The following is a 22,901-nucleotide window of genomic DNA, read 5'->3' as shown; positions in this document are numbered from 1 at the left end:
ATCGATCGGTAACGATGTGCCACGGGAATGCGGTACTTCCCAGTAAGTGGCCGGGTGAGTACCGTCGTATGTCGGGTCACATAATCGGAAGGAAGACCATGGCAGTCATCGCGGACACCTCAGGGATCAACAACATCGGCATGCTCGGGATCGGCGCCTATCGCCCTGAGCGTGTGGTCACCAACGACGAGATCTGCGAGCACATCGACTCCTCCGACGAGTGGATCTACACCCGCACCGGCATCAAGACCCGCCGCTTCGCGCGCCGCGACGAGAGCGTCATGGAGATGTCGGTCAACGCCGGACGCAAGGCCATCGCCAACGCGCTGCTGCAAGGCTCCGACATCGACGCGGTCATCCTCGCCACCAACACGCACCTGCTCCTGACCCCGGCCGGCGCGACCAAGGTGGCCACCGAACTCGGCTGCAACGGCGTCCCCGCCTTCGACGTCACCGTCGGCTGCGCGGGCTTCGGTTACGGCATGGCCCTCGCGTCGGACATGATCCGCGGCGGCAGCGCCACCAACGTGCTGGTCATCGGCGCCGAGCAGCTCTCGGTGGCCCTCGACATGACCGACCGCACCAACTGCTTCATCTTCGGCGACGGCGCGGGCGCCGTGGTCGTCGGACCCACCGAGGAGCAAGAACTCGGCCCGGTGGTCTGGGGTTCGGACGGCTCGCAGTTCAACGCCATCCGCCAGGACTTCGACTGGGTGACCTTCCTCGACGGTGACCGCGTCCAGCGCCCCTACCTCCGCATGGAGGGCACCGCGGTGTTCCGCTGGGCCGCCTTCGAGATGGGCAAGGTCGCCGTCCGCGCCCTCGAGGCCGCCAAGATCGGCTCCGAGGACCTCGACGTCTTCGTCCCCCACCAGGCCAACGCGCGCATCAACGAGCTGCTCGCCAAGAACCTCAAGCTCCGCGACGGCGCCGTCGTCGCCAACGACATCGAGTACACCGGCAACACCTCCGCCGCGTCGATCCCGCTGGCCATGGAGGATCTCCTCTCCACCGGCAAGGCGCAGCCGGGCCAGACCGCCCTCCTCCTCGGCTTCGGTGCCGGACTCTCCTACGCCTCCCAGGTCGTCAAGCTTCCGCCGGTGCCGTTCGAGTAAGTCTCCTTCTTCCAGTTGCGGCAGTTGGTTCCGGTTTCCGGAACCAACTGCCGCATCTGTTTTCAGGCACCGAGCGCCTGACGTACGCGCTCGACGACGTAAGCCGGACGTTCCCTGAGGTCCGCCCAGGTGTAGTTGAGGACCGTCCACCCGAGCGCGATGAGGTCGTTGCGACGACGCCGGTCACGCTGGAAGGTCTCGGCGTCGCGATGAAAGGCCATGCCATCGATCTCGACGGCGAGCATCCTCTCCGGGAACGCGACGTCAACGTAGTAGCCGCCGACCGGATGGTTGCACACGAAGCCGTCGACTCCGCCCTGCCGCAACAGGTCGACCGCGAGCCGCTCGGCCTCGGACCGCGCTCCGGCCTCGACCCCGGCAACCAACGCCGCGATCTCCGTCGCGTCCTCCTTCCTGCGACGACGCTCGGCAGCGGTCCGCAACTGCTCGATCGACACCCGACGCAACAGCAGCGCGGCGTCGAGGATGCTGCTGCCGCTCTCGACCGAGGCCTCCAGCACCGACAGGGGCAGCGAGGTGACGACGAGGTGGTCACGGGTGACCGTCTCGGCATCTGCGAGAGCCCGGTAGCGCACCTGGACTCCATCGACAGGCGATCCGTGCCGAGATCGCGGCGCAGTGACAGTGAACCTCTTGGGTGGCTCGTCGACGATGCCGTGCCACCACGCGGCACCGACGCCGGACAGCGCCGCGTCGTTGCCGACCGCGGCCACCGCGAGTCGGGCCCGGGTCCGCGGCGTAAGCGGATGATCAGCCAGCGTGTACACACCACGCGATTGCGGCGTCCACACGCCGGCCCCCACACGTCGGTGGATACCCGACTTGGTCAGCCCGAACTCCAGAGCTTCGGCGATCGTCACGACCCCGTCGCGCGTGAGCGCGTGGCGTCGGAGGCGGGGTGGCGTCTGCACGTCGATTGGACGCGACGACCCTCCCGCCGGTTCCCAGATCGTGGGTTTGCGGCAGTTGGTGCCGACTACCGGCACCAACTGCCGCATAGTCCGAACGCCATCAGTTTGGAGCCCCCCGACCAGCCGAGTAGCCTCGGATCTCGTGAGTTCTGACGTCGCAACCGAGGTCAAGCGCCGACGTACCTTCGCGATCATCTCCCATCCGGACGCCGGTAAGTCGACGATGACCGAGGCCTTGGCGCTGCATGCGCGCATGATCAGCGAGGCGGGTGCGATCCACGGCAAGGCAGGACGCAAGTCCACCGTCTCCGACTGGATGGAGATGGAGAAGGCCCGCGGCATCTCGGTCAGCTCCACCGCGCTGCAGTTCAACTATGCCGCCGAGCACAGCGACGACGGCATCCCGAGCGTGATCAACCTGGTGGACACCCCCGGTCACGCCGACTTCTCCGAGGACACCTATCGCGTGCTGACCGCGGTCGACGCGGCGGTGATGCTCATCGACGCCGCGAAGGGCCTCGAGCCGCAGACGCTCAAGCTGTTCCAGGTCTGTCGCCACCGCGGCATCCCGGTGATCACGGTCATCAACAAGTGGGACCGTCCCGGCCAGACGCCGCTCGAACTGATCGACGAGATCACCGAGCGCATCGGCCTCACCCCCACCCCGTTGTTCTTCCCGGTCGGCATCGCCGGCGACTTCCGCGGCCTGCTCGACCGCCGCACCGGCGAGTACGTGCACTTCACCCGCACCGCCGGCGGCGCCAAGATCGCCCCCGAGGAGATCATGAGCGCCGACGACGCGGCCGCGCGTGAGGGCGACGAGTGGACGGCCGCCGTCGAAGAGAGCGAACTGCTCTCCGAGATGGGCCAGGACCACGACCAGGAGATGTTCCTCGCCGGCCAGACCTCGCCGATGATCTTCGCCTCGGCGATGCTGAACTTCGGTGTGCGGCAACTGCTCGAGGTGCTCGTCGAGCTCGCTCCCCCGCCCGCCGGCCGCGTCGACGTCGAGGGCAGGGAACGTCCGGTCACCGACCCGTTCAGCGCCGTCGTGTTCAAGGTGCAGGCCGGAATGGACTCGAGCCACCGAGATCGCCTGGCGTACATGCGGATCGTGTCCGGCGAGTTCGAGCGCGGCATGGTCGTCACCCACGCGCAGACCGGAAAGCCGTTCGCCACCAAGTACGCCCAGGCCGTCTTCGGCCGGGACCGTTCCACCGTCGACACCGCCTACCCGGGCGACGTCGTCGGCCTCGTCAACGCGACCGCGCTGGCCCCCGGCGACACCCTCTTCGACGGCCCGAAGGTGCAGTTCCCGCCGATCCCGTCGTTCGCGCCGGAGCACTTCTCGACGCTGCGCGCGACCACCGCCGACAAGTACAAGCAGTTCCGCAAGGCGATGGACCAGCTCGACAGCGAAGGTGTGGTGCAGGTACTGCGCAATGACACCCGCGGCGACATGTCGCCGGTGCTGGCCGCGGTCGGCCCCATGCAGTTCGAGGTCGTCACCGCCCGCATGAAGGCCGAGTTCAACGTCGACACCATCATCGAACCGCTCGGCTACACACTGGCCCGACGCACCGACGCCGAGAGCGCACCCGAACTCGACCGGCAGCGCGGCGTCGAGGTGTTCACCCGCACCGACGGTGCGATCCTGGCGCTCTTCAGCGACAAGTGGCGCCTGCAGTACATCGAGAAGGAACACCCCGACCTGACGCTGCAACCCCTTGTCGCCGCGGCGGATTGAGCCGATGAGGCGTCCCCTCGTGCGCACCTCCGGTGTCGGCGCGCTTGCCGCGGTGTCCGCGGCTGCGCTCCTGATGTCGGGTTGCGCCGGAAATCCGGCACCGGCACCGACGTCGACAAGCACAGCCCCCACCCCGACCGCGCGCCCGATCGATCCCGCGAAATGCGCGGAGAAGCCGCCGCAGGGCAAGGTCGACCGCGGCGGGCACGACCTCCGATTCCGTTCCGGCGACATCCGGATCGCGATCACCGAGCCGGCGGCCACGACGTCCGGACTCCCGGCCGCCGGAAGCGGCGCGAGCGCCGACAAGGCGACGAGCTGCTACGAGTTCAACCGCTGGGGCCCGGAACGACCCGACGTCCCGCCGGACTCATTGTTGTTAGTGTTCAAGGGAATCGGGACCGACGGCGCCCAGATCGAGTTTCCCATCAGCGAATTGACCGGCGGCACGGTGCCACCCGTGGGCGGCGGACCGCGCCCCACCGCGGGTCCGCTGACCAAGCCGATCAACGCGCAGATCGGCGTCTCCGTCGACGGTGTCTACCACCAGTCCTCGGCGTGCCAGCTCAGCATCAGCGGGATGTCGGGCAAGCTCGCGGCCGGGTCGTTCACCTGCTCGGAGGCCTCCCGCGTCGACGCCAACCCGTTCGCCCCCGACGACGACGTGGCCTACGACGCCGACGAGTCGTCGACGAGCCCGCGGCCCGACACCGGCACCCCGCCGACCGTCGTACTGTCCGGGCGGTTCCAGCTCACGCCGTAGGTTTCGACACGGCTCGTCGCACGCGCTCACGCACCCACGATCCGCGCGACGACCGCCGGATCGACGTCGTCGATCGCGGCGGGGTCGAAGACCGGGTTGCGGTCCTTGTCGACCAGCACCGCCCGCACTCCTTCACGGAAGTCGTGGGTGGCGGTGATCTGTTCTGCCGCATGCAGTTCGCGGTCGAAGCACTCGTCGATCCCGGACTGCGCGCCGGCGTTGATCATCGCGGCCGTCACCCAGAGGCTAGTGGGTGAGGCCTTCTCGAGCAGGCCGATCATCTCCTCGGCCCACTCGTCGCCGATCGCTCCGCGCAGACCGCCGACGATGGCGTTGATGTTGTCGTCGGCGAAGTACTCCCCGACCTTGCGGAGGGGGACGTCGCTGGTTTCCGTGGTCCCCGAAGTCGCCAGCGCATCGGCCAGCGGATCTCCGGAACGGATCGACTCGGCGACGCCGGCGATATCGGCCGATGCCACGAAATGCGTTGCCAGGCCGACGGCCACCGCGTCGATGCCACGGATGCGCGCACCGGTGAGACCGAGCCACATGCCGACGCCCTCGGGCAGCCGCGGCAGGAAGTAGGTGGAACCGATGTCGGGGAAGAAGCCGATCGCGGTCTCGGGCATCGCGATCATCGCCTTCTCGGTGACCACGCGGATCTCGCCGTGCACGCTGATGCCGAGTCCGCCGCCCATGGCCGCGCCGTCGATGAGGCTCACGTACGGCTTGGGATAGTCGGCGACCATCTGATCCAGCCGGTACTCACTGCTGAAGTAACGGGTGATGGCCGCGGTGTCGCCGTCGAGCGAATGCTCGCGGATCGCCCGGATGTCGCCGCCCGCGCAGAAGGCGCGGTCGCTCGCGGAGGTGACGAGGACGGTCTCGATCGAGTCGTCGTCACCCCAGTCGCCGAGCGCGGCGTACATGTCGTCGATCATGGACTGGTCCAGCGCGTTCAGGGCTTTCGGCCGGTCGAGGACGATCTCGCCGACACCGTTGGACACCGAGGTGCGAATGAAGGACATGCCCCCAACCGTAGCGGTGAGGGAAGACAAGCCGGAGAAAACCCGTTGGCAGACCCGGACGCGTCCACTACCGTGGACCCCGCACACGCAGCCGACCCGAGGAGTGATCCCGCACGATGAAGAACTGAAGTGGCCCCGGCCGGCGCGCGATGTCGTTGCGACACCCGTCGGTGAACCCGAACCACTTCAGGAGATCTCGTGTCTACTCCCCTGCCCCTTTCTTCCCAGCCGTCGGTGGTGCTGTCCGATGTCTCATTCGTCTGGCCCGACGGCACCGCGGTCTTCGATCGCCTCAATCTCGCGCTGGGAGCGTCCACCTATTCGCTGATCGGCGCCAACGGCGCAGGTAAGTCGACGTTGCTCGGCCTGATCTCGCAGCGTCTCCGCCCGGCGTCGGGCAGTGTCAGCATCTCCGGGGCCACGTCCGCGCCGGAGGTGGGGATCGTTCCGCAGGACCCGCAGTCGGATCCGGAGTCGACGGTGTCGGCAGCTCTCGGCATCGACGGCATCCGCAGTGCGATCGGTCTCATCGAGGGCGGCTCGGTCGACGCCGACGACTTCGATGCCGTCGGTGACGACTGGGATGTCGAGGAGCGGGCGATCGGACTCCTCGCCCAGATGGGTCTCCCCACCGACCTCGACCGTCGGGTCGGCGCCATGTCCGGCGGCGAGGCGACGCTGCTGTCGATCGTCGCCGCACTCATGCGCCGACCCTCGGTCCTGCTGCTCGACGAGCCGACGAACAACCTCGACACCAGCTCACGGGCAAGGCTTTTCGACGCCATCGGCGCCTTCGCCGGCACGGTGATCGTCGTGAGTCACGATCTCGAACTTCTCGAACGCGTCGACGCGACGCTCGAGTTGTACCGGGGCCGGGTCCGGGTGTTCGGCGGCCCCTACTCGCATTACCGCGAGATCGTGGACGCCGAGCAGGAGGCGGCCGAGGCCGCGGTGGCAACTGCGGCCGGCGATCTCCGCAAGCAGCGTCGGGAGCTGGTCGACGCCCAGATCAAACTCGACCGGCGCGCCCGCACCGCGTCGACCGCTGAACGGGAGAAGCGGGTGCCGAAGATCATCGCGCACTTGCGTCGCGGTGAGGCGCAGGTGTCGGCGGGGAAGCTGCGCAACGCCCATCAGGACGACGTGGCTGCGGCCGCCTCCCGCCTCGACGGGGCGCGCGAGGAGGTTCGGAAAGATCGCACCGCCCGGATCGTGGTGCCGGAGGCCGACCTGGCCTCGCGGACCCAGGTCGTCACCGACGACCGGCTGCGCATCAACGGCCCGGAACGGATCGCGCTGGTGGGGCCCAACGGTTCCGGGAAGTCGACACTCATCGCCGACCTCGTCGCGCGCGAGGCGATCGTGGTGCCGTATGCGTATGTGCCGCAACAGATCGTCTTCGACAACCCGTCGATGTCGATCGCCGGCCTGGTGTCGGCACATCATCCGGACATCAGCACGCAGGAGGTGCGTTCACATCTGGCCCGGTTCCTGTTCCGGGGTGCACGTGCCGACCGCGCGCTCGAGGAGCTCTCCGGCGGCGAGCGTCTGCGTGTGGGTCTCGCAGACGCACTACTCGGCGATCCCACCCCGAAGCTGCTGATCCTCGACGAGCCGACCAACAACCTGGATCTCGACACGGTCAGCCAACTGGTCGCCGCGCTGGAGCTTTGGAGTGGCGCGCTGCTCGTCGTCTCCCACGACGCGGGATTCCTGGATCGGATCGGGATCGACCGTCGCGTCGAGGTGGGCGGGTCGTCACCAGAGCTGGCCCCCGACACATAGGCAGTTCCTCAGGGCGCCTGAGCCGCCCCCACTTTGAGCATGACGGGGCTCGCATGATCGGATGACTGTTGCGCGTCGCAACTCTTCGTCCGATGCGCCGGGAACGATGACGGCTCAGGAGGTCAAGGATGGCCACGATCGAGGTGACCGGTCGGCGTCAGCAGCAGGCTTGGGCCGACAAGGTGCTCCCCCCTGTCGAGGAGGTGCGCCCGGGTCTGTGGTCGATCCCGGTGCCGATGGGCCCCAACCCGTTGCGCTACGTCCTGGTCTACGCCCTCGCGCTGCCCGACGGCGGCCTGGCGCTCATCGACGTCGGGTGGCCGTCGGACGAGTCCTGGCGAGCCCTTGTCGACGGCATCCGCAGCACCGGTCACGACGTCACCGACGTGCGATCGGCGGCCATCACCCACTTCCATCCCGACCACTTCGGCTTGGTCCCGCGCCTGCTCGAACAGACCGACGTGGAACTGTTGATGCACCGCGCCGACGCGTGTCACCTCCGCTATCACTCCGACGACGAGGTGGAGAGTCAGCTCGACGACGCCCGGTGGGAGTTGCGGGTGCTGGGTGCACCGGCCGACGTCGCCGGGCTCGGGCTCGTCGACTTCGTGCGGCTGCCCGACGGCCGGACCGTCGACCGGGAGCTGACCGCCGACGCCCCGCTCGACATCCCCGGCTGGAATCTGCGCGCCATCTGGACGCCCGGTCACACACCTGGCCATCTGTGTTTCGCCGACGACGACGCGGGGATCATCTTCACCGGCGATCACCTGCTGCCGCGCATCAGCCCCAATGTCTCCACGAGTCCGATGCAGACGGAGAGCCCACTCGCGGACTATCTGGTGTCGCTGGCCAACACCGAGAAGATGCGGGACCACGAGGCCCTGCCATCGCATGAATACCGCTTCCGCGGTCTGGGCGCCCGGGTGACCGGACTCCTGTCGCATCACGAGGATCGTCTCACCGAGATCACCGAGGCGGTCGCGGCCCGGCCCGAGTCCACGGCGTGGGAGATCACCCAGGCCGTGAGCTGGTCCCGGCCGTTCAGCGACCTCAACCTCACGATGAAGCGGCTCGCGCTGCGCGAGACCGACGCTCACCTGCTGGTCTTGAGCGAGCGCGGAATACTCGCCTCGACACCCGCCCCCACCCTGGCCGATCTCGCCGACGTCACCGTCGAGCCGGTCCGGTGGTCGCTCTCGCCGGTGTCCGAACACCGCACCGCGTCGAGCCTGTCGCTACCGAACTGACCGCGACCCGTGTCCCCGCCGGTGGACGTCCCACCGGCGTTCCCCACCGATCAGAGGAGGATCCCCCATGAGCGCCGTGCTCACCGAGTTCGCCGACGGAGTCGCCGTCATCACGATCAACCGGCCCGAGGCGAAGAACGCCGTCAACCTCGAGGTGTCCGAGGGAATCGCGGCCGCCATCGACGAGCTCGAGTCGCGCGACGACCTCACCATCGGCATCCTCACCGGCGCCGGCGGCACGTTCTGCGCGGGAATGGACCTCAAGGCGTTCTCGCGCGGCGAGCAGGTCTCGCTGAAGGACCGCGGTTTCGGCGGTCTCACCGAGGCCCCGCCCAGTAAGCCGCTGATCGCGGCGGTCGAGGGCTGGGCCCTGGCCGGTGGCTGCGAGCTCGCACTGTCCGCCGACCTCGTCGTCGCCGCCGAGAACTCCAAGTTCGGCATCCCCGAGGTCAAGCGTGGTCTCGCCGCGGCCGCAGGCGGTCTACTGCGTCTGCCGAAGATCCTCCCCTACCAGGTCGCGATGGAACTGGCCCTGACCGGAGACCCGCTGTCCGCCGCGCGCGCCCACCAGTTCGGCCTGGTCAACAAGGTCACCGCGCCCGGCGAGGCCCTCGCCGGTGCTCGTGAGCTCGCCGCGAAGATCGCCGCCAACGGACCGCTCGCCGTCAAGGCCACCAAGCAGGTCACCTCGATGGCGATCAACTACACCGACAAGGACCTGATCAAGAAGCAGTGGGAGTACCTGACCCCGGTCTTCTCCTCCGAGGACGCCCAGGAGGGTGCCAAGGCATTCGCCGAGAAGCGCGCACCCCAGTGGAAGGGCCGCTGATCCAGACAGTGGAAGGGCCGCTGATCCGCGAAAAGGTCGGTAACTAGAGTGGCTGAGGTGGACCTGCACCTCGTGACCTACTTCGTCGCAGTCGTCGACCACGGAGGGATCACGAAGGCCGCCCAGTCGCTCTACATCTCGCAACCCTCCCTGTCGCAGGCCATCCGGACGCTCGAGAAGCGTCTCGGAGTCACGTTGTTCGACCGGACCGGACGCCGCCTCGAACTGACCGAGGCCGGCCGCAAGCTCGACGACGCGGCGCGGCGCATCCTCGCCGACGTCGAGCGCGCCAAACGGAAGGTCGACGCGGTCCGGGAGCTCCGGTCCGGGCGCGTCGACGTGGTGACGTACGCGGCGTTCAGCATCGATCCGCTCGTGAACGTCGTCCGACTCTTCCGGGAGCGCTTTCCCCGGCTCGCGGTCCGCGTCCTCGCGGCCGACGGTCCGGCCGGTGTCCTCTCCGCGTTGCGGTCCGGCGACGCGGAGATCGGGGTCATCGACTCCTCCGCCGAACACGCGACGTTCTCGGCCATCCCGATGACGGAGCAGGAGCTCGTGGTGGCGTCCCCCGACGCCCTGGTCGCGGGACTCCCGGACACCGTGCCGCGCAGCGCCATCCGGTCGGTCCCATTGGTGATCGATCACAGCGATCAGCACACCGCGGCCTTGCTCGCCGATCTCCTCGACGACGCCGCCGGCAATGTGGTCGTCGATTGCCCGTTGCCCGCGGCGGTCTGGAATCTCGTCGAACGCGGTACGGCCGCAACGGTTGTCCCGCGTACCGTGGGCGACACACAGCTCGCCGGTACCCGGCAGCTCCTACTCGATCCGCCGTTGACGCGACCCTGGGGACTCGTGCTGCGTTCGGGTCTCCCCTCGCCTGCGGCGCTCGCGTTCATCTCCGCGGCCCGGGCCCACTCCGGCCTGAGCCAGGAGCCGACCGAACTCCCGGACTGGTAGGCCACCATGGAATTACGCCAGGTCGAATACTTCCTCGCGGTCGTCGAGAACAAGGGCATCGGCGGCGCCGCCTCCGCGCTGGGTGTCGCGCAACCGACGGTCTCACAGGCGTTGCGGGCACTCGAACGCGAACTCGGCGTCCAGCTGTTCCACCGCATCGGTCGCGGCATGGTGTTGTCGGCGGCGGGCCGCACGATGGTCGGCCCGGCCCGCCAGATCATCCGCGACGTCGACGCCGTCGGCGATCTCCTCGCCGCCGAGGAGGACGAACTCACCGGACACCTCGATCTGCTCGCGTCCCCGGCCACGGCCGTCGGCCCGGTCGTCGACCTCGTCGCCCGCTTCCGTGCCACCTATCCGCGAGTGTCGGTGCGGCTCGGCGACCTGCGTGACGAGACGCGGGCCGCGTCCACCATCGAGGACGGGCACTGCGAGTTCGCCGTCGCCCACCTGCCGATCGCCGGCGACGCGCTCGAGGTCATCGAACTCGGCGAGCAGGAGTACGTACTCGTCTATCCCGAGGGATCCGAGGTCCCGGACGGACCGATCCCGCTGGGGAATCTCCCGTCACTCCCGATGGTGTTCGTACCGCGCGGCCAGTCGGTGGCCGACGAGCTCGAGGAGGCCATGCGGGTCGGAGGCGCCCGGCCACCGGTCGCCGTGCTCTCCGAACATCGCGAGGAACGGCTTCCCATGGTGCTGGCCGGGATCGGCGGCAGCCTGCTGGAACGTTCGATGGCCGAGTCTGCTGCGGACCGCGCCGTCATCCGCGAGACCGAACCCCGCTTCGTGCGGCCGTTCGCGATCGCCTTCGATCCCGCGTCCCTGTCGCCGGTGGGTCAGGCTTTCGTGGAACTCATTCGCGCGCAGGTGGATGAGAACGTAACGGCGCCCCCCACCCCGCCGGCCGAGTAGCGTCGCCCCAGCAGAGCAACGCGACGCCCCACCCCCGTCGGCCGAGTAGCGTCGACCGAGCGAAGCGAGGGCGCCGCGTATCGAGGTCCGTCAAGCAACCCGCTCGAAGACCGCGGCGAGACCCTGGCCGCCGCCGATGCACATCGTCTCGAGGCCGTAGCGACCCTCGCGGCGCTGCAGTTCGCGGGCCAGCGAGGCCAGCATGCGGCCGCCGGTCGCGCCGACCGGATGGCCGAGCGAGATGCCCGAGCCGTGGACGTTGGTGCGGTCGAAGTCGCCTCCGGAGCCGAAACGGCCGAAGCCCCATTCGCGAGTGACGGCGAGCGCCTGGGCGGCGAAGGCCTCGTTGAGTTCGATGAGGTCGATGTCGGCCAGGGTCAGACCGGCCTTGGCGAGTGCCTTCTCGGTGGCCGGCACGGGGCCGATGCCCATGGTGCGCGGCGGGACGCCGGCGAGACCCCACGAGACGAGCTTGACGAGCGGGCGCAGGCCCAGCTTCTCGGCGACCTCGGTGGTGGTGACGATGGCCATCGACGCGGCGTCGTTCTGGCCGCTGGCGTTGCCCGCGGTGACGGTGGCCTCGGGATCGGCCTTGCCCATGATCGGCTTGAGTTTGGCCAGCGACTCCAGCGAGACGTCCGGGCGGGGATGTTCGTCGGTGTCGATGATCGTCTCACCGTTACGTCCGGGAACGGTGACCGGGATGATCTCCTCGGCGAGCACGCCGTCCTTCTGGGCACGGACTGCCCGCGTGTGGGATTCGACGGCGAGCTCGTCCTGCTCTTCGCGCGAGATCTCGTACTCCTTGCGGAGGTTCTCGGCGGTCTCGATCATGCCGCCGGGCACCGGGTAGTGCCTGCCGCCGGCGGTCGAGCGGGCGCGGACGAGGCTGTCGTGCATGGCGATTCCGGTGCGCGCACCACCCCATCGCATGTCGACGGAGTAGAACGAGGCGTTGCTCATCGACTCTGCGCCACCGGCGACGACGAGATCGTTGTCGCCGGCGGACACCTGGTAGGCCGCCTGGATGACGGCCTGCAGACCCGAGCCGCAGCGACGGTCGATGTGCATGCCGCCCACCGTGATCGGCAGCCCGGCGTCGAGTGCGATGACGCGACCGAGGGCCGGCGCCTCACTGTTGCCGTTGCAGTGCCCGAGGATCACGTCCTCCACCTTCTCCGGGTCGATACCCGTACGCTCGATCAGACCCTTGAGCGCGGTGACGCCCAGGTCGACTGCCGTGAGGCTCTTGAACATCCCGCCGTAGCGGCCGATGGGGGTACGGACCGGTTCGCAGATGACGACGTCGCGCATGGGTGAGACCTTTCGCAGATCAGAGTGGAAGTATGTGCGTGAGAACAGGTCTCACATGAAGCGACCGCCGGTCACCTCGAGCACGGTGCCGGTCATGTACGAGGACATGTCCGAGGCGAGGAACAGCGCGACGCTGGCAACCTCGCCGACCTCGCCGGCGCGGTGCATGGGGATCTCCGACATCTTCTGGTCCCAGGCCTTCTGCGGCATCGCCTCGGTCATCGCCGAACGGATCAGGCCGGGCTGGATCGCGTTGACCCGCACGCCGTGGTGCGCCATCTCCTTGGCGGCAGCCTTGGTCATGCCGACGATGCCGGCCTTGGCGGCGGAGTAGTTGGTCTGGCCGACCATGCCGACCTTGCCCGACAGCGAGGAGATGTTGACGATCGCGCCGGACTTCTGCTCGCGCATGATCGCGGCGGCCTTGCGGGTGCCGTTCCAGGTGCCCTTGAGGTGGACCGAGATGACGAGGTCGAAGTCCTCTTCGGTCATGGTGCGCATGGTGGCGTCGCGGGTGATGCCGGCGTTGTTCACCAGCACATCCAGCGAACCGAAACCGTCGACGGCCTCGGCGAGCAGCGCGTCGACCTCGTCGCCGTCGACCACGTTGCACTTCACGGCGCGGGCGACGTCGCGGCCACCGAGCTTGTCGGCGGCGGCCTGCGCGGCGTCGAGGTTGAGATCACCCAGGACCACCTTGGCGCCCGCGTCCACAAAGGACCGGGCGATCTCGAAGCCGATGCCCTGGGCGCCACCGGTCACGACGGCGGTTCGTCCCTCGAGCAGCGGCTGGGCGGTGGTGGATGACATCTTCGGTCCTTCCGATGGGGTTCTGGTGCAGACACCAGCGGCGGCGTGAGGCGCCGGGTGATGCCAGTAATCTAACCCGCGAATCCGGCGTCGAACGCGTTCGTTTCATACGCAACGGCTATCGGAGCGATCCCGGTTTCGTATTGGACCCCTCACCGTGGACGCGCAAGAGTGGCACCATGACCGGAGTGACGCAACAACCGACCGCCACCTCTCAGGTGAGCGCGGAAGACTTCGCCGACATCCTGGCGGCGACTCGAGAATTCGTGCGTGAGGTCGTCGTGCCACGCGAACAGGAGATCCTCGACACCGACGCGATTCCCGAGGATATCCGCCAAACCGCCAAGGACATGGGCCTTTTCGGTTACGCGATCCCGCAGGAATGGGGCGGGCTCGGACTCGACCTGACCCAGGACGCCGAACTCGCCATGGAACTCGGCTACACCTCGCTCGCACTGCGCTCGATGTTCGGCACCAACAACGGCATCGCCGGCCAGGTGCTGGTGAACTTCGGCACCGACGAGCAGAAGGCCGCCTGGCTGGAGAGGATCGCCTCCGGTGAGGTCGTCGCCTCCTTCGCACTGACCGAACCGGGCGCCGGTTCGGACCCCGCGGGCCTCCGCACCAAGGCCGTTCGCGACGGCGACGACTGGGTCATCTCCGGCGAGAAGCGCTTCATCACCAACGCCCCGCTGGCCGATCTGTTCGTCGTGTTCGCCCGCACCCGCCCGGCAGACGAGAACGGCACCGGCATCGCGGTGTTCCTCGTCCCGGCCGACTCAGCCGGACTCACGGTCGGTGCCAAGGACCGCAAGATGGGACAGGAGGGCGCCTGGACCGCCGACGTCCACTTCGATGGCGTGCGTGTCCCGAACGCCGCGCTCATCGGCGGCAGCGAGGACGTCGGTTACAAGGCCGCGATGATGTCCCTCGCCCGCGGTCGCGTGCACATCGCCGCACTGTCGGTCGGCACCGCCCAGCGTGCGCTCGACGAATCGATCGCCTGGGCCGCGACCGCCACCCAGGGCGGCCGCCCGATCGGCGAGTTCCAGCTGGTCCAGGCCATGCTGGCCGACCAGCAGACCGGCGTGATGGCCGGCCGCGCCCTGGTGCGCGAGGCCGCCCGGGCCTGGGTCGACAACACCGACCGGCGCGTCGCCCCGTCGGCCGCGAAGCTGTACTGCACCGAGATGGTGGGCAAGGTCGCCGACCTTGCCGTCCAGATCCACGGCGGCAGCGGCTACATGCGCGACGTCCCAGTGGAGCGCATCTACCGCGAGGTCCGCCTGCTGCGTCTCTACGAGGGCACCAGCGAGATCCAGCGCCTCATCATCGGCCGCAACCTCTACAAGCAGGGCACCAAGAACGCCCAGCGCTGAGCTACGGAGAGATATAGCCCGAAACCGCGGTGAGCGCGGTTTCGGGCTATAAAACGGTCCGGGTCAGGCGTGCGTCAGACGCTCGCGCAGGGCGACCTTCTGGATCTTCCCGGCTGCCGAGGTCGGCAGTTCCTCCACGACGACGACGTCGCGGATCTTCTTGTAGGGCAACACCTGTTCGGCGACGAACGCGGTCACCGCGTCCTCGTCGATGACGTGGCCGCCCTTGGGGACCAGGAACGCGACCGGTTCCTGACCGATCGGTCCGGCCTCGCGTCCGACCACCGCGGCGGCCGCGACGTCGGGGTGGGTCACCAGGATCTCTTCCAGCTCACGCGGATACACGTTGTAGCCCTTGTAGATCAGCATGTCCTTGGCGCGGTCGCAGATGTAGATGTAGCCGTCGGCGTCGCGGAAGGCGATGTCGCCGGTGTCGAGCCAGCCGTCGACGAACTGTTCCGCGGTCTTCTCGGGATGTCCGAGATAACCGTCGGTGACCTGCGGCCCGCGGACCCAGAGCTGTCCCCGCTCCCCGGCCGGCAGGACGACGGCCGGGTCGTGGGCGGCACGGATCTCCACCTCGGTGTCGAAAGTCGGGAGTCCGACGCTGCCGAGCCGGTACTGGCCTTTCGCGGTGAGCGGCGCCGAGGAGACCAGGCACGTCGCCTCGGTGAGGCCGTAACCCTCGACGATCGCCGCCGCGGGAAACGCCTTCTCGAGCTGCTCGAGCGTCACCAGGTCGATCGGGGCGGCGCCCGAGGAGACCACCCGCACCGAGGTCAGATCGCGCGACTCGACGTCGGGGTGGACGGCCAGTGCATGCCACATCGCCGGGCTGCCGGTCACATACGACGCCCGGTGCTGCTCGATCAGCGCGAGCATCCGCCCGGGTTCGAATCGTCCGGCGAACACATGCGTTGCGCCGCACAGCAACAGGAACGTCATGTTGATCAGCGCGTGGGCGTGGAACAGCGGTGACACGACGACGGTCGCGGCATCACCCGGGACCACTCCGCGATCGGAGCCCGCACGCGGTGTCAATCGCAGCAGACCGTGGTCGCCGACCTCGATCGCGTGCCCGGCACGCCACCCGATCATCTGGGTGGCGTTGCCCAGAACGTTGCGATGAAGAACCCGAACGCCTTTCGAGACGCCGGTGGTCCCACCGGTGAACGCCAGATGCGCGACGTCCTCGGAGGTCACGGTGACGGCGGGAGCTTCAGCGTGCCCGGCGACGAACTCGTCGAGCGAGGTTACCCGCACGCCCTCGGCCCCCAGGCCCTCGACCGCCGCGGCCGAACCGTCGACGACCACCACGGTGGACAGCGGCGAGTCGGCGGCGGCCGACAGGAGCCGACCGGACTGTTCGAACTGCGTGAAGCCGGCCACCGCACCCGTTTCGACGATCTGACGATGCAAGCCGGGTACCGGCTGCAACGGGTTGACGAGGGTGACCGTGGCACCGGCGCGCAACGAACCGTAGTAGGAGACAACGAATTCGATGCTGTTGGTGAGGTAGATCAGCACCACGTCTCGTTCGGCGACACCCGCCGACCGGAGCGCCGACGCCACCGCCGCCGACCGCGCGTCGAGATCGGTGTAGGTCAGCGTCGTCTCGCCGTCGACCACCGCCGCACGGTCGCCGTACAGCGCGGCCATGCTGGCGGGGACGACCGCCATGCTCGTGTCCGGGTAGTTGAGCGTCGTCGGCGTGCCGCCGCTCATCGCGGTGCCATGCGGATCGCGCCGTCGAGTCGGATGGTCTCGCCGTTGAGGTACGCGTTCTCCAGGATGTTGGCCGCGAGCTGGCCGAACTCCTCGGGGCGGCCGAGACGCGACGGGTTGGGGATGCTCGCCGCGAGGGATTCGCGCACGTCGTCACGTAAGCGGGCCAGCAGCGGGGTGTCCATGGTGCCGGGCGCGATGGTGTTGACGCGGATCAGCTTGCTGGCCAGGTCGCGGGCGGCCACGAGGGTCATGCCGACGATGCCGGCCTTCGAGGCCGAGTAGTTGATCTGGCCGATCTGGCCCTCGAACGCGGCGACCGAGGCGGTCATGACGATGGCGCCACGCTCGCCGTCGATGGGTTCGAGGCGCGCGATGCGCTCGGCACCCAGCGACAGAGCGTGGAACGAGCCGACGAGGTTGAGCTTGATGACGAACTCGAAGTCCTCCGCCGATCCGGCCTTGCCCTCCTTGTCGAGGATGCGCATACGACGCCCCGCGCCTGCGCAGTGCACGAGTCCACGCAGTCCACCGCGCTCGTCGGCGACATCGAGTGCGGCCGCGAACTGTTCGGCGTCGGTGATGTCGGCGGCGGCGAAGGACGCCGCCGAACCCAGACCGTCGGCGACGGACTGGCCGTCGGAGGACGGGAGGTCGATCAGGGTGACCAGGCCGCCGGCGTCGACGACGCGCTTGGCGGTGGCGAGGCCCAGACCGGAGGCGCCACCGGTGATCGCGACCGAGAGTCCCTTGAGTTCCATTGTGCTGTTGTGCCTTTCGAAGTGGGGTGACCCGGATCAGGGGTGTAGGTCAGAGGAGTTCGAGGATGGTGGTGTTGGCCATGCCGCCGGCCTCACACATCGACTGGAGGCCGTAGCGGATCCCGTTGTCGCGCATGTGGTGCACGAGGCGGGTCATCAGGATGGCACCCGAACCGCCGAGCGGGTGGCCGACGGCGATCGCGCCGCCGAGCGGGTTGAGTCGCTCGATGTCGGCGCCGGTCTCGGCCTGCCAGGCCAGCGGCACCGGCGCGAAGGCCTCATTGATCTCGAAGGCCCCGATGTCGTCGATCGACAGACCGGAACGCTTGAGCGCCTTGGCCGTCGACGGGATGGGGCCGGTCAGCATGATGACCGGGTCGTCGGCGGCGACGACCGCGGTGTGGATTCGGGCGATCGGCGTCAGGCCATGCGATTTCGCCGTCTCCGACGACATGATCAGCAGTGCACCCGAGCCGTCGGAGATCTGCGAGGAGTTGCCGGCGTGGATGACGCCGTCCTCGGCGAACGCGGGCTTGAGCTTGCCGAGCGACTCCAGGGTGCCGCCGCGGCGGATGCCCTCGTCACCTTCGAGCACACCGGGGATCGGGGCGAGCTGACCGTCGAATGCACCGCGGTCGACGGCGGCGGCCGCGAGTTCGTGTGAGCGCAGGGAGTACTCGTCGAGGCGGGTGCGGTCGAAACCCCACTTCGAGGCGATGGTCTCCGCGCCCAGGCCCTGGCTGAACTTGTCGATGCCGTAGCGGTCGAGGACGGTGGCCGGCTGGTGCTCGCCGTTGGGGGCCGAGCTGCCCATCGCGACCCGGCTCATCGACTCCACGCCACCGGCGATGACGACGTCCTGCTGGCCCGAGATCACCGCGGCGGCGGCCTGGCTGACGGCCTGCTGACTCGATCCGCACGCACGAGTGACGGTGGTGCCGGGGACCGATTCCGGCCATCCGGCCGCGAGGATCGCGGTACGCGCGATGTTGCCGGCCTGCTCCGACGACTGGCTGACGCAACCCCACACGACGTCGTCGACGATCGCGGGTTCGACCCCGGTCCGCTCGACGAGAGCCTCGAGGACATGGGCGGACAGGTCGGCCGGGTGGATTCCGGACAGGGCTCCGCGGCGGCGTCCGATCGGGGCGCGGACGGCGTCGACGATCACTGCATCGCGCATGAGGTCTCCTAAGAATGTCGGGCAGTGGATGTGCGTTGTGGGTGGAACCGAGGACGTCCGTGAGCGGAAGTCACCCGTCCTATCGAGCCGACCACGAACGGGTCTGGCGGACAAGTCGATTCCCGCTCACGGACGATGAGGCGCTGCCTATGGGCGAGGTGCTTCCTCAGGCGGTCAGGACCGCATGCGGGCGCAGACGCTTGCGGTCGCGCACCGGGTTGGCGAAGACCAGCGTCAGCACGGCACAGACCGAGGCGACCAGTCCGAGCACCTGGAACGCGGTGGCATAGCCCTCGGCCGGGGTGGCCGCGGCGTCGACGATGACACCCGTGGCGTACGGCGCAACGAGGCCGCCGATGGCCATGATCGCCAGGAAGACACCGAGGGTGCCGGCGGTCTGGCGCGGCGGACAGATCTCCGCAACAGCTGCGTTGAACAGCGGGAACACCATGGCGGCGAACCCGTAGCCGACCGACAGGATCAGGACACAGATGATCGGGGTGCTGATCGACGGCAGCAGGAAAAGCATCACACCGGAGATCAGGACGCCCACCGACGGGACGACGATGCGGAGCACCCGCGGTGACGCGCCCTTGGTGATCATGCGGTCGCTGGTGACCGAGCTCAGCAGCATCAGGGCGAGGCCGACGATCGACGGGAACGCGAACATCGAACCGGACTGCAGCTGGCTGTATCCGAGGCCGTCCTCGAAGTACGACGGCAGCCAGGTCAGCACGACGGACACCAGTGCATAGACACTCATGACGAGCAGGGCTCCGGTGATGAAGGTCGGCGCGAGGAAGATCTTGATCTACGGGGTGGCCGGCTCGGCGTCGGCCGGGGAATCCTCACCCTTCTCACTGTCGTCGACCTTCTTGGTCTTGCCGCTCGCGATGTAGGGTCCAGGGCGCCAGACCGAGAGCCACACGACGGCCCAGACGACACCGGCGGCGGCCAGCGCGAACAGTGCCCAACGCCAGCCGAAGCTGACGGTGATCACGGTGAGCAGCGGCGCGATGGCGATCTTGGAGATCGACGCGGAACCGGCCAGGAGTGCACCGGGCAGCGCGCGGCGGGCGGGCGGGTGCCAGGCATAGGCGGCCGTGTGCAGCAACGCCGACGACGGCCCCTCGGCGAGGCCGAGGAACAGCCGGCTGATGAGGAGGACCGCAAAGCCCGCGACCGCGATCATCGGGAGCATCGCGGCGGCCCAGCACAGTCCGAGGAGGACCAGCGACCAGCGCAGCGTCATCCAGCGGTTGAGCAGGCCGGCGAAGAACCCGCCGATGGTGAAGGTGAGGAAGAACAGGCTGCCGACGAGGCCGATCTGCGAGGCGCTGAGGCCCAGTTCCTCACGCAGCGGCTTGGCGATGATGCCGAGCACGGCCTTGTCGGCATAGTTGATGACGTACAGGCTGACCAGCAAGGAGGTCAGGCTCCAGGCGGTGAGCCGGGATTCGCCGAGCGGGCCGACGCCGCCGCGCTGGGCGGCGAGCGTCTCGAAGTCGGAGGTGGTGGGAGCGTCGGCAGCGGCGGAGGCCGAGGGCTTCCTGCCGGGGCCGGATCCGGAGGCGGTCGTGACCGTCATAGGGGTGTACCTCTTCCAGGGGGAATGGAATCGGGGGTCTGGGGGACGATGCGAATCAAGTGTGGTGGATCACATCTGCACCCGATTGAACGGGGCGTGTTCCCATCGCCGCAACAGGCGCTCGATGAAGGCTCCGACTGTCGCAGCCTATGTGTCAGGGGTCACAACGCCGTGAACAGGCCGCATTGGTCAGCCCTATCGGAGGGTTAGGCGCGAACACTGTCCGATCCGCTTCCGGAGACGGTCGTGGGTCATTGGCCCGCGCTATCGCACCCTTAGCGCATCGCGTCTACTTCCGCCGGACGCCGGACGGCATGCTTGGGTATGTTGCGTCCCACATCCGCCCGTCGGTGCGACCCGCACCGCCCACTCACGGGAGAGAACTCACCACCATGACCCGTCTCGCGCAGACCCTGGGCCTCACCGAGATCCAGACGGAGATCGTCGCCAACGTGCGATCTTTCGTCGACAAACAGATCATCCCGAATGCGCAGGAACTCGAGCATGCGGACGAGTACCCGCAGGCCATCGTCGACGGCATGAGCGAGATGGGCCTGTTCGGCCTGATGATCCCCGAGGAGTACGGCGGCCTCGGCGAATCGCTGCTCACCTACGCACTGTGCGTCGAGGAACTGGCCCGCGGCTGGATGAGCGTCTCGGGCGTCATCAACACCCATTTCATCGTCGCGTACATGCTGCGCCAGCACGGAACCGACGAGCAGAAGCAGCGGTTCCTGCCGCGGATGGCCACCGGCGAGGTGCGCGGCGCGTTCTCCATGTCGGAACCCGAACTCGGCTCCGACGTCGCGGCGATCAAGACGACCGCCAAGCGCGACGGTGACGACAATTACGTGATCAACGGTCAGAAGATGTGGCTGACCAACGGCGGGTCGTCGACTCTGGTTGCGGCCCTTGTCCGTACCGAGGAGGGCGAGGAGCGCCCGCACAAGAACCTGACCACGTTCCTGGTGGAGAAGCCCGCCGGTTTCGGCGAGGTGGTCCCGGGCGTGACCATCCCCCGCAAGCTGGACAAGATGGGCTACAAGGGAATCGACACCACCGAACTCGTCTTCGACGGCTACCGCGCGCCGGCCACCGACATCCTCGGCGGCGTGCCCGGCAAGGGTTTCGCGCACATGATGGACGGGGTCGAGGTCGGCCGCGTGAACGTGTCCGCGCGGGCGTGCGGAATCGCCCAGCGCGCCTTTGAACTCGGCGTGAAGTACGCCCAGCAGCGCTCCACCTTCGGCAAGCCCATCGCCGAGCATCAGGCCATCGCCTTCTCGCTCGCCGAGATGGCGACCAAGGTCGAGGCCGCGCACCTGATGATGGTCAACGCTGCGCGGCTCAAAGACTCCGGCGAACGCAACGACGTCGCCGCCGGGATGGCCAAGTACCTGTGCAGCGAGTACTGCGCCGAGGTCACCCAGGCGTCGTTCCGCATCCACGGCGGCTACGGCTACTCCAAGGAGTTCGAGATCGAACGCCTGATGCGCGACGCCCCGTTCCTGCTCATCGGCGAGGGCACCAGCGAGATCCAGAAGCAGATCATCTCCAAGGGACTCCTGCGCGAGTACCGCGAGCAGTAATCAATCCCCCTCTTCCCCAACACCTTTAGGAACTGACCATGCAGCGTCGCATCTTCACCGAGGACCACGAGGCCTTCCGCAAGACGATCCGCGATTTCATCGCCAAGGAAGTCACGCCCGTCTACCACGACTGGGAGAAGCAGGGGCACCCCCCGCGCGAGTTCTACAACCGGCTCGGCGATCTCGGCGTCCTGGGCATCGAGGCCCCCGAGGAGTTCGGCGGCGGTGGCGTCAGCGACTTCACCTACTCACTGGTGATCGCCGAGGAGACCTCCGCGGCCGGCGTCACCTTCGGCAGCTATTCGGTGCACTCGAACCTGATCCTGCCCTACCTGATGGAGTACGGGACCCAGGAGCAGAAGGAGCGCTGGATCCCCGGATTCTGTTCCGGCGAACTCATGTTCGCGATCGCGATGACCGAGCCCGGCACCGGTTCGGACCTCGCGAACATCGCGACCACCGCGAAGCTGTCCGAGGACGGCTCGCACTACGTACTCGACGGCGCGAAGACCTTCATCACCGGCGGCGCCCTCGCCGACCGCATCCTCGTCGTCGCCCGCACCACGCCGTTCGATCCCGAGAACCGTCGTGCGGGACTGTCGATCCTGGTGGTGGACACCAAATCCGAGGGCTTCGCGGTGGGCCGCAAGATCGAGAAGATCGGGCTCAAGGCGTCCGACACCGCCGAGCTGTCCTTCGACTCGGTGAAGGTGCCGGTGGAGGATCTGCTCGGCGAGGAGGGCGCCGGCTTCACGTACCTGAGCCACAACCTCGCGCAGGAGCGTCTGACCATCGCGATCGGGGCGTCGGCCACCGCCGCCGCGGCCGTCCAGCACGCCATCGCCTACACCAAGGAACGCGAGGTCTTCGGCAGGCCGGTCGCGGCGTTCCAGAACACCAAGTTCGTGCTCGCCGAGTGCTCGGCCGAGGTCGAGGCCATCCGCGCCATCGTCGACCGTGCACTCGAGCTGCACAACGAGGGCGAACTGACCGTCCCCGATGCCGCGCGCGCCAAGCTGTTCGCGACCGAGACCGCGGGCAAGGTCATCGACAAGTGCCTGCAGCTGCACGGTGGTTACGGCTACGTCCTCGAGTACCCGATCGCCCGCCTGTACGCCGACACCCGCGTCACGCGCATCTACGGTGGCACCAGCGAGGTCATGAAGACGATCATCGCGAAGGATCTGGGGCTCTAGGTTCCCGCTCTCGCCCAGAGTGCGGGATGAGT

At 68.2% G+C, this 22,901-nt stretch carries 18 protein-coding genes and 1 pseudogene; 11 read left to right on the top strand and 8 right to left on the bottom strand.

All coding sequences use genetic code 11. The features are described from left to right. The first annotated feature begins 98 nt into the window (after positions 1–98). A complete protein-coding gene (locus tag PWF70_RS07145; RefSeq protein ID WP_006357891.1) occupies positions 99–1,115 on the top strand; it encodes a beta-ketoacyl-ACP synthase III in 1,017 nt (338 codons plus the stop codon). Positions 1,116–1,177: 62 nt separating this feature from the next. Here the strand turns inward: PWF70_RS07145 and PWF70_RS07140 are convergent, their stop codons facing one another. Continuing rightward, positions 1,178–2,047, bottom strand: a complete 870-nt coding sequence (locus tag PWF70_RS07140) for a type IV toxin-antitoxin system AbiEi family antitoxin domain-containing protein (protein ID WP_035750870.1) — start codon at positions 2,045–2,047, stop codon at positions 1,178–1,180. 142 nt (positions 2,048–2,189) lie between these two features. On the opposite strand from PWF70_RS07140, the gene PWF70_RS07135 reads away from it, so the two are divergent. Together PWF70_RS07135 and PWF70_RS07130 are read left to right on the top strand one after the other, a co-directional pair. Next, a complete protein-coding gene (locus PWF70_RS07135) occupies positions 2,190–3,794 on the top strand; it encodes a peptide chain release factor 3 (RefSeq protein ID WP_035750387.1) in 1,605 nt (534 codons plus the stop codon). Between the two features lie 19 nt (positions 3,795–3,813). Beyond that, on the top strand, positions 3,814–4,557 hold the full coding sequence (locus PWF70_RS07130; protein WP_006357888.1) for a hypothetical protein: 744 nt from the start codon (positions 3,814–3,816) through the stop codon (positions 4,555–4,557). Between the two features lie 26 nt (positions 4,558–4,583). Here PWF70_RS07130 and PWF70_RS07125 read toward each other — a convergent pair whose 3' ends face one another. Further along, complete coding sequence (locus PWF70_RS07125; protein ID WP_035750385.1) at positions 4,584–5,585, bottom strand: enoyl-CoA hydratase/isomerase family protein; 1,002 nt, start codon at positions 5,583–5,585, stop codon at positions 4,584–4,586. Between the two features lie 198 nt (positions 5,586–5,783). Between PWF70_RS07125 and PWF70_RS07120 the strand changes: the two genes are divergently transcribed. The 5 genes from PWF70_RS07120 (at position 5,784) to PWF70_RS07100 (ending at position 11,324) form a co-directional block, all read left to right on the top strand. Continuing rightward, complete coding sequence (locus PWF70_RS07120) at positions 5,784–7,370, top strand: ATP-binding cassette domain-containing protein (protein ID WP_040004031.1); 1,587 nt, start codon at positions 5,784–5,786, stop codon at positions 7,368–7,370. Between the two features lie 128 nt (positions 7,371–7,498). After that, complete coding sequence (locus tag PWF70_RS07115) at positions 7,499–8,620, top strand: MBL fold metallo-hydrolase (protein WP_006357885.1); 1,122 nt, start codon at positions 7,499–7,501, stop codon at positions 8,618–8,620. Between the two features lie 67 nt (positions 8,621–8,687). Next, complete coding sequence (locus PWF70_RS07110) at positions 8,688–9,449, top strand: crotonase/enoyl-CoA hydratase family protein (RefSeq protein WP_035750381.1); 762 nt, start codon at positions 8,688–8,690, stop codon at positions 9,447–9,449. 57 nt (positions 9,450–9,506) lie between these two features. After that, the gene (locus tag PWF70_RS07105) at positions 9,507–10,409 is read left to right on the top strand and encodes a LysR family transcriptional regulator (protein ID WP_035750379.1); all 903 of its coding nucleotides are present in this window, start codon (positions 9,507–9,509) and stop codon (positions 10,407–10,409) included. 6 nt (positions 10,410–10,415) lie between these two features. Then, complete coding sequence (locus tag PWF70_RS07100; protein ID WP_035750377.1) at positions 10,416–11,324, top strand: LysR family transcriptional regulator; 909 nt, start codon at positions 10,416–10,418, stop codon at positions 11,322–11,324. A gap of 90 nt (positions 11,325–11,414) precedes the next feature. On the opposite strand, the gene PWF70_RS07095 is transcribed toward PWF70_RS07100, so the two are convergent. Both PWF70_RS07095 and fabG read right to left on the bottom strand, forming a co-directional pair. Then, a complete protein-coding gene (locus PWF70_RS07095; protein ID WP_035750375.1) occupies positions 11,415–12,638 on the bottom strand; it encodes an acetyl-CoA C-acetyltransferase in 1,224 nt (407 codons plus the stop codon). Positions 12,639–12,689: 51 nt separating this feature from the next. Beyond that, entirely contained in the window at positions 12,690–13,448 is a 759-nt protein-coding gene (gene fabG / locus PWF70_RS07090; RefSeq protein WP_035750374.1) for a 3-oxoacyl-ACP reductase FabG, read from the bottom strand. 179 nt (positions 13,449–13,627) lie between these two features. Between fabG and PWF70_RS07085 the strand changes: the two genes are divergently transcribed. Further along, a complete protein-coding gene (locus PWF70_RS07085) occupies positions 13,628–14,827 on the top strand; it encodes an acyl-CoA dehydrogenase family protein (protein WP_042375935.1) in 1,200 nt (399 codons plus the stop codon). Positions 14,828–14,890: 63 nt separating this feature from the next. Here PWF70_RS07085 and PWF70_RS07080 read toward each other — a convergent pair whose 3' ends face one another. From PWF70_RS07080 to PWF70_RS07065, 4 genes and pseudogenes are all read right to left on the bottom strand, one after another. Further along, positions 14,891–16,552: a class I adenylate-forming enzyme family protein gene (locus PWF70_RS07080; protein ID WP_006357878.1), complete on the bottom strand. Its 1,662-nt coding sequence runs from the start codon at positions 16,550–16,552 to the stop codon at positions 14,891–14,893. Then, positions 16,549–17,313, bottom strand: coding sequence for an SDR family NAD(P)-dependent oxidoreductase (locus PWF70_RS07075; protein WP_006357877.1), 765 nt, complete (start codon positions 17,311–17,313; stop codon positions 16,549–16,551). Before PWF70_RS07075 ends, PWF70_RS07080 begins: the two co-directional genes overlap by 4 nt. A 49-nt stretch (positions 17,314–17,362) precedes the next feature. Continuing rightward, positions 17,363–18,496 carry a thiolase family protein gene (locus tag PWF70_RS07070; RefSeq protein WP_006357876.1) on the bottom strand — a complete coding sequence of 378 codons (1,134 nt, stop codon included), beginning with the start codon at positions 18,494–18,496 and terminating at the stop codon, positions 17,363–17,365. 166 nt (positions 18,497–18,662) lie between these two features. Continuing rightward, positions 18,663–20,084 (bottom strand): annotated as a pseudogene (locus PWF70_RS07065) (MFS transporter). 392 nt (positions 20,085–20,476) lie between these two features. Here PWF70_RS07065 and PWF70_RS07060 point away from each other — a divergent pair. Next, on the top strand, positions 20,477–21,673 hold the full coding sequence (locus tag PWF70_RS07060; protein ID WP_040004029.1) for an acyl-CoA dehydrogenase family protein: 1,197 nt from the start codon (positions 20,477–20,479) through the stop codon (positions 21,671–21,673). A 38-nt stretch (positions 21,674–21,711) separates the two neighbouring features. Next, complete coding sequence (locus tag PWF70_RS07055; protein WP_006357873.1) at positions 21,712–22,869, top strand: acyl-CoA dehydrogenase family protein; 1,158 nt, start codon at positions 21,712–21,714, stop codon at positions 22,867–22,869. Positions 22,870–22,901: the final 32 nt, after the last annotated feature.

Origin of the sequence: Gordonia sp. Swx-4 (assembly GCF_030316175.1) — a bacterium.
Classification (GTDB): Bacteria; Actinomycetota; Actinomycetes; order Mycobacteriales; family Mycobacteriaceae; genus Gordonia; species Gordonia alkanivorans.
Note: the sequence above shows the minus strand (reverse complement) of the source record. Positions and strands in the feature narration are given on the sequence as shown.

Excerpts from the sequence above, each read along its gene's own strand:
- PWF70_RS07095 (WP_035750375.1), bottom strand. The coding sequence starts at position 12,638 with ATGCGCGACGTCGTCATCTGCGAACCGGTCCGTACCCCCATCGGCCGC.
- PWF70_RS07085 (WP_042375935.1), top strand. The coding sequence starts at position 13,628 with ATGACCGGAGTGACGCAACAACCGACCGCCACCTCTCAGGTGAGCGCG.
- PWF70_RS07060 (WP_040004029.1), top strand. The coding sequence starts at position 20,477 with ATGACCCGTCTCGCGCAGACCCTGGGCCTCACCGAGATCCAGACGGAG.
- PWF70_RS07075 (WP_006357877.1), bottom strand. The coding sequence starts at position 17,313 with ATGGAACTCAAGGGACTCTCGGTCGCGATCACCGGTGGCGCCTCCGGT.
- PWF70_RS07080 (WP_006357878.1), bottom strand. The coding sequence starts at position 16,552 with ATGAGCGGCGGCACGCCGACGACGCTCAACTACCCGGACACGAGCATG.
- PWF70_RS07145 (WP_006357891.1), top strand. The coding sequence starts at position 99 with ATGGCAGTCATCGCGGACACCTCAGGGATCAACAACATCGGCATGCTC.
- fabG (WP_035750374.1), bottom strand. The coding sequence starts at position 13,448 with ATGTCATCCACCACCGCCCAGCCGCTGCTCGAGGGACGAACCGCCGTC.
- PWF70_RS07070 (WP_006357876.1), bottom strand. The coding sequence starts at position 18,496 with ATGCGCGATGCAGTGATCGTCGACGCCGTCCGCGCCCCGATCGGACGC.
- PWF70_RS07115 (WP_006357885.1), top strand. The coding sequence starts at position 7,499 with ATGGCCACGATCGAGGTGACCGGTCGGCGTCAGCAGCAGGCTTGGGCC.
- PWF70_RS07125 (WP_035750385.1), bottom strand. The coding sequence starts at position 5,585 with ATGTCCTTCATTCGCACCTCGGTGTCCAACGGTGTCGGCGAGATCGTC.
- PWF70_RS07100 (WP_035750377.1), top strand. The coding sequence starts at position 10,416 with ATGGAATTACGCCAGGTCGAATACTTCCTCGCGGTCGTCGAGAACAAG.
- PWF70_RS07055 (WP_006357873.1), top strand. The coding sequence starts at position 21,712 with ATGCAGCGTCGCATCTTCACCGAGGACCACGAGGCCTTCCGCAAGACG.
- PWF70_RS07110 (WP_035750381.1), top strand. The coding sequence starts at position 8,688 with ATGAGCGCCGTGCTCACCGAGTTCGCCGACGGAGTCGCCGTCATCACG.